The organism is Streptomyces sp. GbtcB6 (genome assembly GCF_019091475.1).
GTDB lineage: Bacteria > Actinomycetota > Actinomycetes > Streptomycetales > Streptomycetaceae > Streptomyces > Streptomyces hyaluromycini.
In genome coordinates this window covers 1-18,897 of the sequence record NZ_JAGXJL010000036.1, presented here as the reverse complement: position 1 = coordinate 18,897, position 18,897 = coordinate 1, and the positions used below count along the sequence as shown (strand labels likewise).

The window sequence follows — 18,897 nt, the reverse complement described above, 5'->3', positions numbered from 1 at the left end:
ACTCCTCACACCGGGGGGTTGCCATGCTTGCGGGACGGGAGGTCGGCATGCTTTGAACGGAGCATGTCCAGCGACCGGATCAGTACCTGCCGGGTGTCGCACGGGTCGATCACGTCGTCGACCAGGCCACGCTCGGCCGCGTAGTACGGATGCATCAGCTCCGCCTTGTACTCCTTGATCTTCTGCCTGCGCACGCTCTCGGGGTCGTCCGCGGCGGCGATCTCCCGCCGGAAGATCACGTTGGCGGCACCCTCGGCGCCCATCACCGCGATCTCGTTGCTGGGCCACGCCAGGGAGATGTCCGCGCCGATCGAACGGGAGTCCATGACGATGTAGGCGCCGCCGTAGGCCTTGCGCACGATCAGCTGCACCCGGGGCACAGTGGCGTTGCAGTACGCGTACAGCAGTTTGGCTCCGTGCCGGATGATGCCGTTGTGCTCCTGGTCGACGCCCGGCAGGAAGCCCGGCACGTCGACCAGGGTGACCAGCGGGATGTTGAAGGCGTCGCATGTGGAGACGAAGCGTGCCGCCTTCTCCGACGCGTGGATGTCCAGGACCCCGGCCACCGAGGCCGGCTGGTTGGCGACGACACCGACCACATGTCCGTCCAGGCGTGCCAGCGCGCACACGATGTTCGTCGCCCACAGCTCGTGAACCTCGAAGAACTCGCCGTTGTCGACGATCTCCTGGATCACCTCGCGCATGTCGTACGCCTGGTTCGGGTCGGTGGGGACCAGGTGCAGCAGGGAGTCGTTGGGGCGGTCGGCCGGGTCGGCGCTCGACTCGACCGGCGGCAGCTCCCGGTTGTTCTGCGGCAGCAGCGAGAGCAGGTACCGGACCTCCTCCAGGCAGCTCTCCTCGTCGTCGTAGACGAAGCCGGCGACGCCGGAGGTGCCACCGTGGACGTCGGCGCCGCCCAGACCGTCCATGGACACCTGTTCGCCGGTCACGGCCTGCACGACATCGGGTCCGGTGATGAACATCTGCGAGGTCTCGCGGACCATGAAGACGAAGTCGGTGAGCGCGGGCGAATACGCCGCACCGCCCGCGCAGGGACCGAGCATCACGCTGATCTGCGGGATCACCCCCGAGTTGCGGGTGTTGCGCTGGAAGATCCCGCCGTAGCCCGCCAGTGCGGTGACTCCTTCCTGGATCCGCGCGCCGGCACCGTCGTTGAGGGACACCAGTGGTGCCCCCGCGGCCTCGGCGAGATCCATCAGCTTGTGGATCTTGGCGGCGTGGGCCTCGCCCAGCGCGCCGCCGAAGATGCGGAAGTCGTGCGCGTACACGAACACCGTGCGTCCGTGCACCTTTCCCCATCCGGTGACCACGCCGTCGGAGTGCGGTCGGCGCCGTTCCATGCCGAACGCGGTCGACCGGTGCCGCCGCAGGGTCTCGATCTCCTGGAACGTGCCGTCGTCCAGAAGGAGTTCGATACGTTCACGGGCGGTCAGCTTGCCCTTGGCATGCTGACGCTCGGTCGCTTGCGGGTCGGGACCCTGACGGGTCAGCGACTTCAGTTCGATCAGTTCTGCCAGGCGCTCATGGGCCAGCATCGCTACGCTCCTTCGCGGCCTGAGGTCGTGGACGGGTCTGACAGCGCGATACGGGCCAGCAGGCGCCCGGCATCGGCGAGTTCGGCGGGGCTGGTGCCCGAGGCGGCGACATAGCCGTCGGGCCGCAGAAGCAGGAAGCCCGAGGATCGCCGAACCATGTGGTCGTGGCGGAGCAGCACGGGTGACGCTCCGGCGAACGCCCGGCCGCGCCGGTCCGCTCCGCCGTCGGCCGGCCCCAGCGTCAGCAGCCGGAATCCAGGAGGACCGTCCACCACGGCGGGCGGCACCCAGTGCGGAGCCCGCAGACCGGGCTCGGGCAGTCGGCCCGGCCGGGCGGCCGCGAGCCGGTCCGCCTGCCGTTCTCCGTGCGGCGGCCGCTCGGACAGCGTGTCCGGGTAGTGGACCCGCCACCCGGCCAGCAGCGGCACGAACCAGCGGCGGAGCAGGCCCGTTGCCTCGAGGGCGCGCCACGCCGTGTTGCGTACCCGGGCCGCCGCGGGGCCGAGTGTGAAGACCTTCAGGAACCGGTGGGTGGCACGGACGATCTGCTCGGCGGCCTGGCGCCGCTCGGGCTCGTAGGTGTCGAGAATCCGCGGATGCAGCTCCCCGTTGATGACACCGGCCAGCTTCCACGCCAGGTTGTGGGCGTCCTGGAGCCCGAGGTTGAGGCCCTGTCCGCCGAGGGGTGAGTGTGTGTGGGCCGCATCTCCCACCAGGAAGCAGCGCTCGGTGTGCAGGACCGAGGCGATCCGCTCCTGGCTGGTGAACCGGTTGACCATGTCGAGGTCCTCGATCGTGATGCCGCCGGGGCCGCGTTCGTCGAGGAGTTGCTGCACGCCCTCGGCCGTGACCGGATGGCTGTCCGGGACCGCGCCGGAGACCCGGATGCGGTCACCGGGCATGGCGGCGAAGACGACCGAGCCGGTACGGCCCAGGAAGTAGTGCACCGCGTCCCGTTCGAGCGCGCCGTCGATCCTGCCCTCGGCGAGCAGGAAACCCGTGGACACCGGGGAGCCGACGAAGTCGATGCCCAGCTTCTCCCGGACGATGCTCCGCACTCCGTCGGCGGCGACGAGCCAGTCGGCCTCGATCGCCTCCGGGCCGTGCGGTGTCTCGGCCTTCACGGTGACGACACCCGCGGTGGTGGCCACGTCGGTCACGCGGACGGATCGCTCCACCCGGCCACCGGCCCGTTCCAGAGCGGCCTCCAGCAGCCGGCTGGTGTTCTCCTGGGGGAGCATCAGGGGCTCGTTCTCCGTGCCGAGCGCCACGCGCAGGGTGCGGCCGCCGGCCAGGTGGTAGCTGGTGGAGCGGATCCGCAGTCCCTCCCGCTCGGCCTCGTCGAGGATGCCGACCTCCCGGAAGACACGCAGGGTGGGCGGGTGGAGCTGGACGGCCCGGGAGCCGGTGTGCGGCTCGGTCTGGGCCTCCACGATGCGCGCCTCGATGCCGCGCTGCCACAGCGCGCTCGCGACGGCCAGCCCGACCGGTCCCGCGCCCACGATCAGGACGGGGCTCCGTTTCATGCCGACTTCTCCTTTGCCGAGGTGGTGGGCGCGGACACTGCGGGGGACGTGCTGTCGAGCCATGTGCGGACGGTCCGTGCGGTGGTCGTGGCGTGCTCCTCGATCATCGAGAAGTGGTCGCCCGGCACCTCGACGGCGTCGTGGCGCCACTGCCAGGTGGACTGCCCGCCGCCGTCGCGCGGCGGGGGGGCACCGGGCACGGGCTCGGCGGGCCGCACGAGCAGGACGGACGCCTTGACGTCGGCCGGCTGCCAGCCGGAGAGGAGATCCAGGTAGCGGCCCATGGCGGTGATGCGGTCGGTGCTGAGGGGCGCGAACTCCCCAAGTCGCTCCGCCATGCCCGCCAACAGCGCGGGGCCGATCTCCGTGAGCGCTTCGCTGTCGGGCAGGAAGGTATCGAGGAGGATCAGCGCCTCGGGGAAGACGCCCCCGGCCTCCAGCCGCGCGGCGACCGCATGAGCGAGGAGACCGCCGGACGAGTAGCCGACGAGGGCGAACGGGGCGCCGTCCGCGCGGCGGATCACCGCTTCGGCCGCCGCGCCGGTGATCGCGTCGAGGGTCGCCGGCAGGCGTGTGCCCTCCACGAAGCCGGGCAGCGAGAGCGCCGAGACATCCCGGTCACCGCCGAAGGGGGCGGCGAACCGGGCGAGCTGGTGCGGGCCGGAGGTGGCGAGGACGGTGGGGAAGCAGATCAACGAGGGCTGCCGGCCACCGGTGGCGACGGCCACCGGGTGGGGGACGTCGGCGGACTCGGGGACCTCGAAGGACGGACGGCCGCTCGCTGCCTCGGCGATCCGGTCGTGCAGCGTGTCGGCCCGGCCCTCGGCGGCGGCGCGCACGTACTGCGCCGCCAGGTCGTCCACCGTATCCGTCGGGGCGCCGTTTCGGTCGAGTTCGTCGCGCAGGAAGCGGGCCAGAGCGTCCGGGGTGCGCCGGTCCAGGATGACCCGGGCGGGCAGCTTGAGCTGCAGTACGGCGTCCAGGCGGTTGCGCAGGGCGACGGCGCCCACGGAGTCCATGCCGAGTTCGAGGAAGTCCCTGTGGGCGTCGACGGCCTGCGGGTCGTCGTGTCCGAGGAGGTCGGCGATCTCGGTCCGCACCAGGTCGTGCAGCAGCGTGAGACGCTCGGCCGGGCTCGCCTCCCGCAGTTTCACCAGGACCGTCGCCGTGGCGCGGTCCGCGTCCGCGGAACCCGCGCCCTGCAGCGCCCGCCTGACCTCGGGGATGCCGCCGAGCAGCGGCCCGGGGCCTCCCGCGGCCAGCACCCGCAGATAGGTGTTCCAGTCGACGTCGGCGAGGACCAGGACCGAGGCGTCCTCGTCGAGTGCCTGGCGCAGCGCGGTGAGGGCCCGCTGCGGGTCGATCGGCGGCAGTCCGCGCCGGGTCAGCCGTTCGCGCCGGGTCTGTGCGGCGGCCGCCGCCTCGGACTCGGCGGGTTCCTCGTCCCAAACGCCCCAGGCCAGCGAGGTCGCGGGCAGGCCGTGCGCCCTGCGGTGCTCGGCCAGCGCGTCCAGGTAGGCGTTGGCCGCCGCGTAGCCGGCGAGTCCGAGACCGCCGCCGAGGGCGGTGGTGACCGAGGAGAACAGGACGAACGCCGACAGGTCCAGGGTGCGTGTCAGCTCGTGGAGATGACGCGCGCCGAGCGCCTTGGTGCGCAGTACGGCCTCCAGCCGGGCGGGGGTGAGCGTGCCGAGCGCCTCTTCCTCCAGCAGGCCCGCGGTGTGGAAGACGGCGGTGAGCGGCGCCTCGTCCGCCAGGTGCGCCAGCAGGCCGGCCAGGGCGTCGCGGTCGGCCGGGTCGGCGGTCGACACGGTCACCCGGGTGCCCGAGGCGTGGAGTTCGGCGACGAGGTGCTCCGTGGTGTCGGAGGGGGCCTCCGGCGCGACGGTCAGCAGCAGGTGTTCGGCCCCGGCCCCGGCGAGCCGGCGGGCCAGGTGCGCGCCAGGTCCGTGGGTGCCCGCGGTGATCAGGACGGTGCCCCGTGTCGGCAGGCCGGCGGAGGCGGTGCCGTCACCGCCCCGCGGGGCACGCACCAGCCTGCGGGCGAAGAGCCCGTAGGGCCGCAGCGCCAGCCGGCTCTCCTCCCCCGCTCCGGCGAGGACCGCGGTCAGTCGGCCCAGGTCCCGCTCCGCGGGTGCCTCCGGCAGGTCGACGACACCGGCCCACAGGTGGGGCACCTCCAGCAGCGCGACCTCGCCCAGCCCCCATACCTGGGCCTGCACGGGGTCCTCAACGCGGGCGGCGGTGCCGGTGGCGACGGCCCCGCGGGTCACCGACCACACGCGGCGGTCGAAGCCCGCGTCGGGCACGGCCTGCAGGAGCAGCAGGGTGCCGGCCAGGCCGTGCGGCAGCGCGGGGTGCGACTCGTCGGCCGTGCCGTCCAGCGGCAGCAGGGACAGCACGCCGGCGGGCGGCTCGTCGCCGGTCTCCTCGCGCAGCCGGGTGGCGAGGTCCGCGCGGTCGGTGCCGGGTTCGACGACGACGGTGCGGGGGCGGGCCCCGCCGTCCTCCAGTGCCCGGACGACGGCCCGGACGAGCGGCCTGTCCGCGGCGCCGGCGGGTACCGCGACCAGCCAGGTGCCGGCGAGCGCCGTCGGCAGGGGGTCGCCGACGGGCTGCCAGACGGCCTTGTAGCGCAGGGAGTCCAGCTCCGCGTGCTGGCGGTTGTCCCGCCACCAGGACGCGAGGGCGGGCAGCACCGCGCCGAGCGGTCCCGTGTCCACGCCGAGCGTGACGGCGAGGGACTCCAGGTCCTCCCGTTGCACGGTCTCCCAGAACGCGGCCTCCATGGCGTCGGCGGAGGCGGGGTGCTGTTCCGCGGTGGCCTCCACCCAGTACCGGCGGCGCTGGAACGCGTACGTCGGCAGCTCCACCCGGCGGGCCGTGCTGCCGGCGAAGGCGCCGGTCCAGTCGACGGGGACGCCGCGTACGTGCAGTTCGGCGAGCGAGGCGTGGAAGCGCTCCAGGCCGCCGTGGTCCCGGCGCAGTGTCCCGATGACGGTGGCCTCGGCCTCGGTGCCCTCGGCGGTCTCCTCCACACCGAGTGCGAGCACCGGGTGGGCGCTCGACTCGACGAAGACGTCGAACCCGTCGGAGAGGAGCTTGCGGACCACCGGTTCGAAGCTGACGGGGCGCCGGCAGTTCTCGAACCAGTAGTCGGCGGTCAGTTCGGAGCCGTCCAGCACCTCCCCGGTGACCGTGGAGTACAGCGGGACGCGACCGGCCCGGGGGCGTACGAATTCCAGCAGTTCGGCGATACGGTCCCGGAGGCGGTCGACCTGGGAGCAGTGCGAGGCGACCGTGGCGGGGATGACCCGGGCCCGTACGCCCTCCGCGGTGAGGGTGGCGACCAGCTCCTCCAGGGCCTCGGGTTCGCCCGCCACGGTGACCAGGCTCGGACTGTTGATGCCGGCGATCGACAGTGCGTCGCCGTAGGGCTGGAGCCTCGGCTCCACTTCGGCCCGCGAGGCTCCGACCGAGGCGACCGCGCCCCGGCCGACGAGTTCGTCGGCGAAGAGCTGCGAGCGCAGGACGATGAGCCGGGCCGCGTCCTCGAGGGTCAGGGCCCCGGAGACGACGGCCGCCGCTATCTCTCCCTGGGAGTGGCCGACGACCGCGTCCGGCTCCACACCGTGGGAGCGCCACAGTTCGGCCAAGGACACCATCACCGAGAACAGCACCGGCTGGACCACCTCGATGCGGTCCAGTGAGGGGGCGTCCTCCCGCTCGCGCAGGACGTCCTCCACGTCCCAGTCGACGTGGGCGCCTACGGCCCTCGCGCACTCGCGCAGACGGTCCGCGAAGACGGGTGCACTGTCGAGGAGTGCGACGGCCATGCCGGCCCACTGGGAGCCCTGGCCCGGGAAGACGAAGACCGTCCGGCCGTGGTCCTGCGCGGTTCCGCTGACCACCTGGGCGCGGGTCTCGCCGGTCGCGAGAGCCGTCAGACCGGCCGTCACGGAGTCGCGGTCGCCGCCGATGACGACGGCCCGGTGGTCGAGCACGGCGCGGGTCGTGACGAGGGAATGACCGATGTCGGCGAGGTCGTCCCCGGGGTGCGTGGACAGGTGGGCGGCGAGCCGGGCGGCCTGGGCCTTCAGGGCGTCCCGGCTGCGCGCCGAGACCAGGATCGGCAGCTCGGCCGGTGGGCTTCCCCCGGTCCGCTGCTCCTGTGCCGCGGCGGGGTCTTCGGCGGGGGCCTGTTCGAGGATGACGTGCGCGTTGGTCCCGCTCATTCCGAACGCGGACACGGCGGAGCGGCGGGGGCGGCCGGTGTCGGGCCACCGCCGCTGCTCGGTGAGCAGTTCCACCGCCCCCGACTCCCAGTCCACGAACGGAGACGGCTCATCCACATGCAGCGTCCGCGGCAGCACACCGTGCCGCATCGCCATCACCATCTTGATGATGCCGGCCGTGCCGGCGGCGCCCAGGGTGTGGCCGATGTTCGACTTGACCGACCCCAGATACAGCGGCTCGCCCTCACGACCCTGCCCATAGGTGGCCAGCAGCGCCTGCGCCTCGATCGGATCACCCAACCGCGTACCCGTACCGTGCGCCTCGACCGCATCCACCTCCTGCACACCCAACCCCGCACCCGCCAGAGCCCGCTGGATCACCCGCTGCTGCGACGGACCATTCGGCGCCGTCAGACCATTGGACGCACCGTCCTGGTTCACCGCACTGCCCCGCACCACCGCCAGCACCCGATGACCCAACCGCCGCGCATCCGACAACCGCTCCACCACCAGCACACCCACACCCTCGGCCCAGCCCGTACCATCAGCCGACGCCGCAAACGCCCTGCACCGACCGTCCGGGGAGAAGCCCCGCTGGCGGCTGAAGTTCACGAACTCGGTCGGTGTGGCGAGAATCGTCACACCGCCCACCAGCGCCATGGAGCAGTCGTCCCGGCGCAGGGCCTGCGCCGCCAGGTCGAGCGCCACCAGCGAGGAGGAGCAGGCCGTGTCCACCGTCACGGCCGGGCCCTCCAGGCCCAGGGTGTAGGAGACCCGGCCCGACAGCACGCTGCGTGCGGCGCCCGTCATCTTGTAGCCCTCGATCTCGCCGGGGGCCTGCTGGAGCGTGAGCTGGTAGTCGTCGGTGACGCAGCCGGCGTAGACGCCGGTGCGGCTGCCGCGCAGGGTGAGGGGGTCGATGCCCGCCCGTTCCAGCGCCTCCCAGGCGACTTCCAGGAGAAGCCGCTGCTGCGGGTCCATCGCCAGTGCCTCACGCGGCGAGATACCGAAGAACTCGGCGTCGAACTCCGCCGCCTCGTACAGGAATCCGCCCTGCCTGGTGACGGTCCGGCCGGTCCGGTCCGGATCGGGGTCGTAGAGGTTCTCGTCCCATCCCCGGTCGGTGGGGAAGCCCGCGATCACGTCGGCCCCGGACTCGACCACGTTCCACAGGTCCTCGGGGGACCGCACACCGCCCGGGTAGCGGCAGCCCATCCCCACGATCGCGAGGGGTTCGCGGCGCTTGTCCTCGGAGTCCTTCAGGCGGCGGCGCGACTCCGTCAGCTCGACGGTCACGCGCTTGAGGTATTCCCGGAGCTTTTTCTCGTCAGGTGTGGCGTTCATTCGTTCCTCGCTGATGTCTGGCAGGTGTCCTGCCGTGCCGCCGGGTCAGGGGGTGCCGAGCTCGCTGTCGATGAAGGCGAAGATGTCCTCGTCGGAGGCCTCCTCCAGCTGCGCCGCGACGGCGGCGACCTCCGTGTCCTGGCCGGTCAGCTCCGCCAGGAGGGACTGGAGGCGGGCGCCGATCCGCTCCCGCACGGTCTGGTCGCCGGAGTGCGTGGCGATCAGGGACTGCAGCTTGTCCAGCTCCTCGTCGACAGGGGTGCCCGCCTCCGCCGGCGCGATCTCGGCGCGCAGGAAGGCGGCCACCGCGGCCGGGTTGGGATGGTCGAAGACGAGCGTGGCGGGGAGCCGCAGCCCGGTCACCACGCCCAGCCTGTTGCGCAGCGACACCGCGGCCAGGGAATCGATTCCCAGGTCCTTCAGGGCTCGGGTGGCGGGGACCGCCTCAGGACCGGAGTGCCCCAGGACGGCCGCGATCTCCGTGCGGACCAGGTCGGTCAGCAGACGTTCCTGTTCCGGCTCGGGCAGCCCGGCCAGGGACTGCAGCAGTGTGTCCGCGGCCTCGGAGGTGCGGGCCCCGCTCTCGCCCTCCGCCTGGCTCAGCGCCTGGTCGGCCTCGGGCAGTCCGCTGATCAGCGGGCTGGGCCGGACGGCGGTGAAGGCCGGGGCGAACAGCTCCCAGTCCACGTCGGCGATGACGTAGGCCGCTTCGGCCTGTCCGATGCTCTCGGCCATGGCGTCGAGAGCGAGGTCGGGTGCCATGCCGGCGAGTCCGCGGCGGCGGAGCTGTTCCCGGCGGAGCTGCTCGGTGGCCGGGTCCGGCGCCTCTACCGCGGTGGACGGGGTGTCCGCCCACAGGCCCCAGGCGAGCGCGGTCGCGGTCCGGCCGCTGTCCCGGCGGTGCTCGGCGAGCGCGTCGAGGTAGGCGTTGGCCGCGCCGTACGCGCCCTGGCCGCCGCTCCCCCACACGCCGGCGATCGACGAGAACAGGACGAAGGCGTCCAGGGTCTCGGCATCCACGAGGTGGTGCAGATGGGCCGCGCCCGCGGCGACGGCGCTCACCGTGGCGGCGAACTCCGCCGGGTCCGTGTCGGCCAGCGCGGCGGTGCGCGGGTCGCCGGCGGTGTGGAACACGGCGGTCAGCGGCTGCTCCGCCGGGATGCCGTCCAGCAGTGCGGCCACGGCGGCCCGGTCGGCGAGGTCGCAGGGGACCACGGTCGTCTGCGCGCCCGCCGCGGAGAGTTCTTCCAGGGTTTCCGGCAGACCCGGGCCCTCGGCGCCCGGGGAGTGGGTGAGCAGCAGATGCCGGGCGCCGAGGGCGGCGAGCCGGCGCGCGACCCGCGCGCCCATCCCCCAGGTGCCCTCGGTGACCAGCACGGTGCCGCGTGGCTGGTACGTGTCGCCGCCCGGCCTTCCCGTCGCGGCGCGTACCAGTCGGCGCACGAGCGTACCGGCGGGCCGGATGGCCAGCTGGTCCTCTCCGGCGGGCTCGGCGAGCACGGCCGTCAGGCGTCGCAGCGCGCTGTCGTCCGCGACGGCCGGCAGGTCGACCACGCCGCCCTGGAGCTGCGGGTGTTCGAGGGCCGCGGTCCGGTGCAGGGCCCACACCGCCGCCTGGGCGGGGTCGTCGAGCGTGTCCGATCCTCCCGTCGATACCGCGCCCTGGGTGAGGAGCCAGAGCCGGGGCGGCTCGGCCGTCTCGGTGACCGCCTGGATCAGCAGCAGGCTCGCGAGGATGCCCCGGGTCACCGTGGGGTGGTCGCCGTGTGGGGCGGTGTCCAGCGCGAGCAGCGACAGAACGCCTTCAGCGGGTGTGTCGCCGGCGGCCTCGGCGAGCTGCCGCGCGAGCGTGTCCCGGTCGGTTCGCTCCGGGTCGACGGTCACCCGGAGGACCCGGGCGCCCCGTCCGGCGAGTGTCGCCTCGGCCGAGGCGGTCAGGTCGGGCTCGGAGAGTGCCGCGGGTACGACGAGCAGCCAGGTGCCGGTGAGCGTTCCCTCGGCGGGCACGGCAGCGGGCCACCAGGCGGCCCGGTACCGCCAGGATCCGGTGACGGAGCGCCGGGCGCTGTCCTCACGCCATGAGGCGAGCACCGGCAGCAGCTCCGCGAGTGCGCCGGAGCTGCCGGTGCCGAGCAGGTCCTCCAGCGCCGCAAGGTCGCGCTCCCGGACCGCGCTCCAGAACTGCTCGTCCTGGCCGCCGTCGCCGTCGGCCTGCGGGGCGGGCGTCTCCAGCCAGTACCGATGCCGTTGGAAGGGGTAGGTGGGCAGTTCCACCCGCCGGGCGCCGGAACCGGCGAACAGCGCCGGCCAGTTCGCCCGGACGGCTCCGTTCGCGTGGGCCTCGGCCACCGCGGTGGTGAGCGTGCGGGCCTGCGGCCTGCCGCGTCGCTGGGTGGCGAGCAGCAGCGGCTCGGTGTCTCCGGTCCCGCTCAGGCAGTCCTGCGCCATGGCGGTGAGTACGGCGTCCGGTCCCAGCTCGACGTAGGTCTCCACCCCTTCGGCGTGCAGGGTCCGTATGCCGTCGTGGAAGCGCACCGCCCGGCGGATGTGGTCGGCCCAGTAGGCCGCGGAGCAGGCCTCGTCGGCGGTGAGGACGCGGCCGGTCACGTTGGAGACGATCGGTGTGACCGGCCGGGAGAACTCCAGCTTTCCGGCGGTCGCGCGGAACTCGTCCAGCATGGGGTCCATGCGGGGCGAGTGGAAGGCGTGGCTGACGTTGAGCCGGCGCGTCTTGACGCCGGCGGCGTCGAGTTCGGCGGTGATCCGCAGCACCGTGTCCTCGTCGCCGGAGATCACCACGGACGCGGGGCCGTTGACGGCGGCGACGGACACCTCGGCCTCGTGGCCCTTCAGCAGGCCGGTCACCTCGTCCTCGGTGGCCAGCACCGACACCATGGCACCTCCCGCGGGCAGGGCCTGCATCAGGCTGCCGCGGGCGGCCACCAGGGCGGCGGCGTCGTCCAGGGAGAGCACCCCGGCGACGTGCGCGGCGGCGAGTTCGCCGACCGAGTGGCCCATCAGGAAGTCCGGGCGCAGCCCCCAGGACTCCAGGAGGCGGAACAGTGCCACCTCGAGGGCGAACAGCGCCGCCTGGGTGTGGACGGTCCGGTTCAGCAGTCCGGCGTTCTCCGTGCCGTCCTCGGCGAACATGATCTCGCGCAGTGGGCGGGCGAGGTGGCTGTCCAAGGCGTCGCAGACGGCGTCCAGGGCTTGGGCGAACGCCGGGTACGCGGCGTACAGTTCGCGTCCCATTCCCGGTCGCTGGCTGCCCTGTCCGGTGAACAGGAAGGCCACCTTGCCGCTTCGGTCGGCGACGCCCGTGACGACTCCGGGAGCGGGTCGTCCTTCGGCCAGTGCGGCGAGGCCGTCCCGTAGTTCCGCCTCGTCGGAACCGAGCACCACGGCGCGGTGGTCGAACACCGAGCGCGCGGCGAGGCTGAACGCGACGTCCAGCGTCAGGGCGCCGGCGGCGGGCGTGGTGACGTGTTCGCGCAGCCGCCCGGCCTGGGCGGTGAGCGCCTCGGTGTTCCTGGCGGACAGCACCAGAGGCAGCACCGCCGGGCCGGTGTCGGTGTCGGTGCCGGTGTCGGTGCCGGTGCCGGTGTCGGCGTCGGCGGGGTCTTCGGCGGGGGCCTGTTCGAGGATGACGTGCGCGTTGGTCCCGCTGATACCGAACGAGGACACCGCGGAGCGGCGGGGGCGGCCGGTGTCGGGCCACCGCCGCTGCTCGGTGAGCAGTTCCACCGCCCCCGACTCCCAGTCCACGAACGGAGACGGCTCGTCCACGTGCAGCGTCCGCGGCAGCACACCGTGCCGCATCGCCATCACCATCTTGATGACACCACCGACACCCGCCGCAGCCTGCGTGTGCCCCATGTTCGACTTGACCGACCCCAGATACAGCGGCTCGCCCTCACGACCCTGCCCATAAGTGGCCAGCAGCGCCTGCGCCTCGATCGGATCACCCAACCGCGTACCCGTACCGTGCGCCTCGACCGCATCCACCTCCTGCACACCCAACCCCGCACCCGCCAGAGCCCGCTGGATCACCCGCTGCTGCGACGGACCATTCGGCGCCGTCAGACCATTGGACGCACCGTCCTGATTCACCGCACTGCCCCGCACCACCGCCAACACCCGATGACCCAACCGCCGCGCATCCGACAACCGCTCCACCACCAGCACACCCACACCCTCGGCCCAGCCCGTACCACCAGCCGACGCCGCAAACGCCCTGCACCGACCGTCCGCGGAAAGCCCCTTCTGCCGACTGAACTCCACGAACGTGCCCGGCGTCGACATCACCGTCACCCCACCCGCCAACGCCAGCGTGCACTCACCCCGCCGCAACGCCTGCACCGCCATGTCCAACGCCACCAACGACGACGAGCACGCCGTATCCACCGTGACCGCCGGACCCTCGAAACCGAAGGCGTAGGAGACCCGGCCCGACAGCACGCTGCCCAGCCCGCCGGTCAGCCGGTAGCCCTCGACGCCTTCCACCGGGTGGTGCAGCTGGGGGCCGTAGTCGTGGTACATCTGCCCGGCGTAGACGCCGGTGCGGCTGCCGCGCAGCGAGACCGGGTCCAGACCCGCACGCTCCAGCGCCTCCCAGGCCACCTCCAGCAGCAACCGCTGCTGCGGATCCATCGCCAACGCCTCACGCGGGGAGATACCGAAGAACTCCGCATCGAACTCCGCCGCCTCATGAAGGAACCCACCCTCACGCGTGTACGACGTCCCCGCACGCTCCCCCTCCGGGTCGTACAACCCCTCCAGATCCCAACCACGATCCACCGGGAACCCCGAAATCGCATCCCCACCCGACACCACCAACCGCCACAGATCCTCCGGCGACCCCACACCACCCGGATACCGGCACCCCATCCCCACAATGGCTATGGGTTCCTGGCCGGCGGCGGCCAGTTCCTGGTTCTTGCGACGCAGTCTGGCGTTCTCCTTGAGCGAGTCTCGCAGCGCTTCGACCACAGCGTCGGATGCCGTGTTCGTCATCATTTCTCCCGTTCAGCACTATCAGGTCTCGGAACTGGCACGGACCATGCGAATGAGGGCGTCGACATCCATGTCGTCGATGAGGTCGGCACCGTCCTCCGGCTCGTCGGAGCCACCGCTCCGCTCGCCGGCCGGGGCGTCGACGTCGTGGGCGAGCCGGAGCAGTCCGTCGAGCAGGCCCGCCTGCCGGAGGCTGTCCACCGGGACGGATGCGAGCACGCGGCGGATCTCTGTCTCGTCGGGTGTGTCGGCGACCGCCGTCGACGGCTCGGGGGCGAGCACCGTCAGCAGGTGTCCGGCGACGGCCCCGGGGGTCGGGTAGTCGAAGACGAGGGTCGCGGACAGCCGCAGCCCGGTCGCCTTGCCGAGTCGGTTGCGCAGTTCCACGGCGGTCAGCGAGTCCAGACCCAGTTCCTTGAATCCGCGCGTGGCGTCGACCGTGTCCGATGCGCCGTAGTCCAGCGTCGCCGCGATCTCGGCGCACACGAGGTCCAGCAGGACCTGCTGCTGCTCGTCCGCCGTGAGCGCCGTCAGCCGCTCGGCGAGGGTCGGCCCGGAGGGGGCCTGCCCGGTGGCCGGGCCGGCGGACGCGGCGCGGCGGGCCGGCGCCCGGACCAGGCCGCGCAGCAGGGGCGGCGCGTCGGCGCCGAGCGCCCTGAGCGCCGTCGTGTCGAGCGGCAGCGGCACCAGGGCGGCCGCGTCCGTCCCGAGTGCGGCGTCGAACAGTTCCATGCCCTGAGCCGAGGTGATCGCGACCATGCCGGTCTTCGCGAACCGGTTGCGGTCGGCCTCCGTGAGTTCGGCCGCCATGCCGCCTTCCGCCCAGGGTCCCCAGGCGAGCGAGGTGGCCGGCAGTCCCAGGGCCCTGCGGTGCTGCGCCAGGGCGTCGAGGAAGGTGTTGGCCGCCGCGTAGTTGGCCTGGCCCGCGCCGCCGGCGAGTCCCTGGATGGAGGAGTAGAGGACGAACACGGACAGCCGCAGGTCGCGGGTTGCCTCGTGCAGGTTCCAGGCGGCGTCGGCCTTGGGCCGCAGGACCCGGTCGATCCGCTCGGGGGTCAGCGACTCCAGGACGCCGTCGTCGAGCACGCCGGCCGCGTGCACCACACCGGTCAGCGGATGCTCGTCGGGGATGCCGGCGAGCAGTGCGGCCAGGGCGTCCCGGTCGGCGACGTCACAGGCCGCGACGGTCACCTCGGCGCCCAGGGCCGTGAGGTCGGCCTGGAGTTCGGCCGCGCCGCCGGCCGCCGGGCCCCGGCGGCTCGTCAGCAGCAGGTGCCGTACACCGTGGTCGGTGACGAGATGGCGGGCCAGCATGCCGCCCAGCGCTCCGGTGGCACCGGTGATCAGCACCGTTCCGTCCGGGTCCCAGGGTGCCGAGGCGTCGGCCGGGACCACGGCCCGCTCCAGCCGGAGGGTGCGCGGGGTTCCGGCCCGGACCGCGACCTGCTGCTCGTGCGCGGCCAGCGCCTCGCCGATCGCCTGCTCGGCGTCGGTGCCGGCGTCGGCGGTGTCCAGGTCCACCAGCACGATCCGGTCCGGGTTCTCGGTCTGCGCCGTGCGCAGCAGACCCCATACGGCGGCGTGCGGAAGGTCGAGCACGTCCTCGTCCGGGGCGGCGGCGACCGCCCGCCGGGTCACGACGGCCAGCCGGGACGCGGCGAGCCGCTCATCGGTGAGCCAGTCCCGCGCCAGTGTCAGGGCGCGGTGCACGGCGTCGCGTACGGAGGGGGCCCGTGTCGTCAGCGGCGCCACCACCAGGCCGGGAACCGGGGCTCCGGCGGCGACGGCGGCGCTCAGTGCCGCCGGATCGGTGAACCGTTCGGCGCCGGGCAGCTCCAGCGGGTCGTCGCCCAGGACGGTCCAGGGCCGGGCCGGCGTCTCGGTGCCGGCGTTCACCGCCACCCAGGAAGGCCGGAACAGCGCCTCATGGCTGCGCCCGCCGGCCGCGCCCAGCTGCTCGGCGGACACGGCCCGCACCGCGAGCGACTCGACCGTGGCAACCGGCATGCCCGCCGCGTCGGTGACCTCGATGGTCACCGCCCCGGAACCGGCGGGGGCCAGCCGTGCCCGTGCCGCCGCCGCGCCCAGGGCGTGGTGGCGCACCCCGCTCCACACGAACGGCAGTCGTGGTTCGCCGGTGCCCGGCAGCACCCCCAGCTCGATGGCGTGCAGGGCCGAGTCCAGCAGGGCCGGGTGCAGCCCGAAGGCGGACGCCTGTTCCTTCTGGTCGTCGGGCAGGGCGAGTTCGGCGAAGACCTCGTCGCCCCGGCGCCAGACGGCCCGCAGTCCCTGGAACGCCGGCCCGTAGTCGAAGCCCTGACGGGCGAGGTCGTCGTAGCGGCCGGTCAGGTCCACCGGCTGCGCGTCGCGCGGCGGCCACACCACCAGGTCGAAGCCGGCGGGCGGCTGCTCGGGTGCCAGCGTGCCGCCGGCGTGCCGGGTCCACGGTTCCTCGAAGGTTCCGCCCTCGGGGCGGGAGTGAACGGTGACGGAACGGCGTCCCGACTCGTCCGGTGCTCCGACCGCAACCTGCAGCCGCACAGAGCCGGTCTCGGGCAGGACCAGGGGCGCTTCGAGGGTGAGTTCCTCCAGTTCCCCGGCACCGCCCTCGGCGCCGGCGCGCAGCGCCATGTCCACGAAGGCGGTGCCCGGCAGCAGTACCCGGCCCAGTACGGCGTGATCGGCCAGCCAGGGGTGGGTCCGCAGGGAGAGCCGGCCGGTGAGGACGGTCTCGTCGGTGTCGGCCCGGGTCAGGATCGCGCCGAGCAGCGGGTGGTCGGCCGGGGACAGCCCCGCGTCGCCGACGTCGGCGGTACGGGCCGTGGGCCTGGCCCAGTAGTGCTTGCGCTGGAAGGCGTAGGTGGGCAGCTCGACCCGGTGGGCGCCGGAGCCGTCGAACAGCGCGTCCCAGGACGGGCTCAGGTGCCTGACGTGCAGTCGTGCCAGCCCGTGGGTGACCGCCAGGGTGTCCGTGCGGTCCTTGCGCAGCAGGGGGACGAATTCCGGTTCCGTGCCCTCCGCGTCCTCGACGCAGTCCCGGCCCATGGCCGACAGCACGCCGTCCGGGCCGAGTTCCACGAACGTCGTGACGCCGGCGCTCTGGAGCGTACGTATTCCGTCGTTGAACCGAACGGCCTGGCGCACGTGCCGGACCCAGTACTCCGGTGAGCAGACCTCCTCGGCCGTCAGGAGCCCGCCGGTCACGTTGGACACGATCGGGATGACCGGCGGCGCGAAGGCGAGCCGGTCGGCCACGGCACGGAACTCGTCCAGCATGGGGTCCATGCGGGGCGAGTGGAAGGCGTGGCTGACGTTGAGCCGCCGGGTCTTGCGGCCCCGGCTCTCCAGTTCCTTGGCGACGACGAGCGCGGCCGCCGTGTTGCCGGAGATCACCACGGAGGCGGGCCCGTTGACGGCGGCGACGGACACCTCGTGCTCGCGCCCCGCCAGCAGCGCCGCGACCTCGTCCTCGGGTGCGAGGACGGAGACCATGGCGCCGTCCTGCGGCAGGGCCTGCATCAGCTTGCCGCGGGCCGCGACCAGCGCCGCCGCGTCGCCGAGGGACAGCACGCCCGACACGTGGGCGGCCACGAGTTCACCGATCGAGTGACCGGCTACGTAGTCGGCGTGCAGTCCGAGGCTCTCGGCCAGCCGGAACAGGGCCACTTCGAGGGCGAACAGGCCGGTCTGCGTGAACACCGTCTGGTGCAGCAGCGGCCCCTCCCACTCCTCGGAGTCCGCGAAGATCACGTCCCGTACCGAGCGCCCCACGTGCCGGTCGAGTTCGGCGCACACGGCGTCGAGGGTCTCGGCGAACACCGGGAAGGCGTCGTACAGTTCGCGTCCCATTCCGGCCCGCTGGCTGCCCTGTCCGGTGAACAGGAAGGCGGTCCTGCCGCTCGCCGGCGCGCCGGTGACGAGCCGGGCGGACGGGCTGCCCGCGGTCAGCGCGTCCAGGGCCTCCAGCAGTTCCTGGCGGTTGTCGGCGAAGAGCGCCGCGCGGTGGTCGAATGCCGTCCGGGTGGTGGCCAGCGAGTAGGCGAGGTCCTGCAGGTCCACCTCGCCGGCCGTCTCCAGGTGTGCGCGGAGCCGGCGGGCCTGCTCTGCCAGTGCCTGGGGCGACTTGGCCGACAGCAGCAGCGGCGCCGTGACGGGCGTGCGTCCGTCGTCGGTGTCGGTGGGGTCTTCGGCGGGGGCCTGTTCGAGGATGACGTGCGCGTTGGTCCCGCTGATACCGAACGAGGACACGGCGGAGCGGCGGGGGCGGCCGGTGTCGGGCCACCGCCGCTGCTCGGTGAGCAGTTCCACCGCCCCCGACTCCCAGTCCACGAACGGAGACGGCTCGTCCACGTGCAGCGTCCGCGGCAGCACACCGTGCCGCATCGCCATCACCATCTTGATGACACCACCGACACCGGCCGCAGCCTGCGTGTGCCCCATGTTCGACTTGACCGACCCCAGATACAGCGGCTCGCCCTCACGGCCCTGGCCATAGGTGGCCAGCAGCGCCTGCGCCTCGATCGGATCACCCAACCGCGTACCCGTACCGTGCGCCTCGACCGCGTCCACCTCCTGCACGGCCAACCCCGCACCCGCCAGAGCCCGCTGGATCACCCGCTGCTGCGACGGACCGTTCGGCGCCGTCAGACCATTGGACGCACCGTCCTGGTTCACCGCACTGCCCCGCACCACCGCCAGCACCCGATGACCCAACCGCCGCGCATCCGACAACCGCTCCACCACCAGCACACCCACACCCTCGGCCCAGCCCGTACCACCAGCCGACGCCGCAAACGCCCTGCACCGACCGTCCGCGGAAAGCCCCTTCTGCCGACTGAACTCCACGAACGTGCCCGGCGTCGACATCACCGTCACCCCACCCGCCAACGCCAGCGTGCACTCACCCCGCCGCAACGCCTGCACCGCCATGTCCAACGCCACCAACGAGGAGGAGCACGCCGTGTCCACCGTCAGCGCGGGGCCCTCCAGGCCCAGGGTGTAGGACACGCGGCCCGACAACACGCTGGCCGCGCTGCCGGTCATCCGCTGGCCCTCGGCGCCCCCTTGTTCCGCGGTGTCGTCACGGAACATGAACGTTCCGGCGTAGACGCCGGTGTGGCTGCCGCGCAGCGAGACCGGATCCAGGCCCGCACGCTCCAGCGCCTCCCAGGCCACCTCCAGCAGCAACCGCTGCTGCGGATCCATCGCCAACGCCTCACGCGG

The 18,897-nt window shown here is 73.0% G+C and carries 5 protein-coding genes; all 5 read right to left on the bottom strand.

All coding sequences use genetic code 11. From position 1 onward, the window contains the following. Positions 1-5: 5 nt before the first annotated feature. On the bottom strand, positions 6-1,556 hold the full coding sequence (locus KVT45_RS40095; RefSeq protein WP_217554295.1) for an acyl-CoA carboxylase subunit beta: 1,551 nt from the start codon (positions 1,554-1,556) through the stop codon (positions 6-8). 2 nt (positions 1,557-1,558) lie between these two features. After that, on the bottom strand, positions 1,559-3,082 hold the full coding sequence (locus KVT45_RS40090; RefSeq protein ID WP_217554294.1) for an FAD-dependent monooxygenase: 1,524 nt from the start codon (positions 3,080-3,082) through the stop codon (positions 1,559-1,561). Continuing rightward, on the bottom strand, positions 3,079-8,661 hold the full coding sequence (locus tag KVT45_RS40085) for a type I polyketide synthase (RefSeq protein ID WP_217554293.1): 5,583 nt from the start codon (positions 8,659-8,661) through the stop codon (positions 3,079-3,081). Before KVT45_RS40085 ends, KVT45_RS40090 begins: the two co-directional genes overlap by 4 nt. 45 nt (positions 8,662-8,706) lie before the next feature. After that, entirely contained in the window at positions 8,707-13,674 is a 4,968-nt protein-coding gene (locus KVT45_RS57850; RefSeq protein ID WP_217554292.1) for a type I polyketide synthase, read from the bottom strand. A 21-nt stretch (positions 13,675-13,695) separates the two neighbouring features. Further along, positions 13,696-18,897: type I polyketide synthase (locus tag KVT45_RS40075; protein WP_217554290.1), on the bottom strand; the 5,202-nt coding region annotated here is incomplete at its 5' end.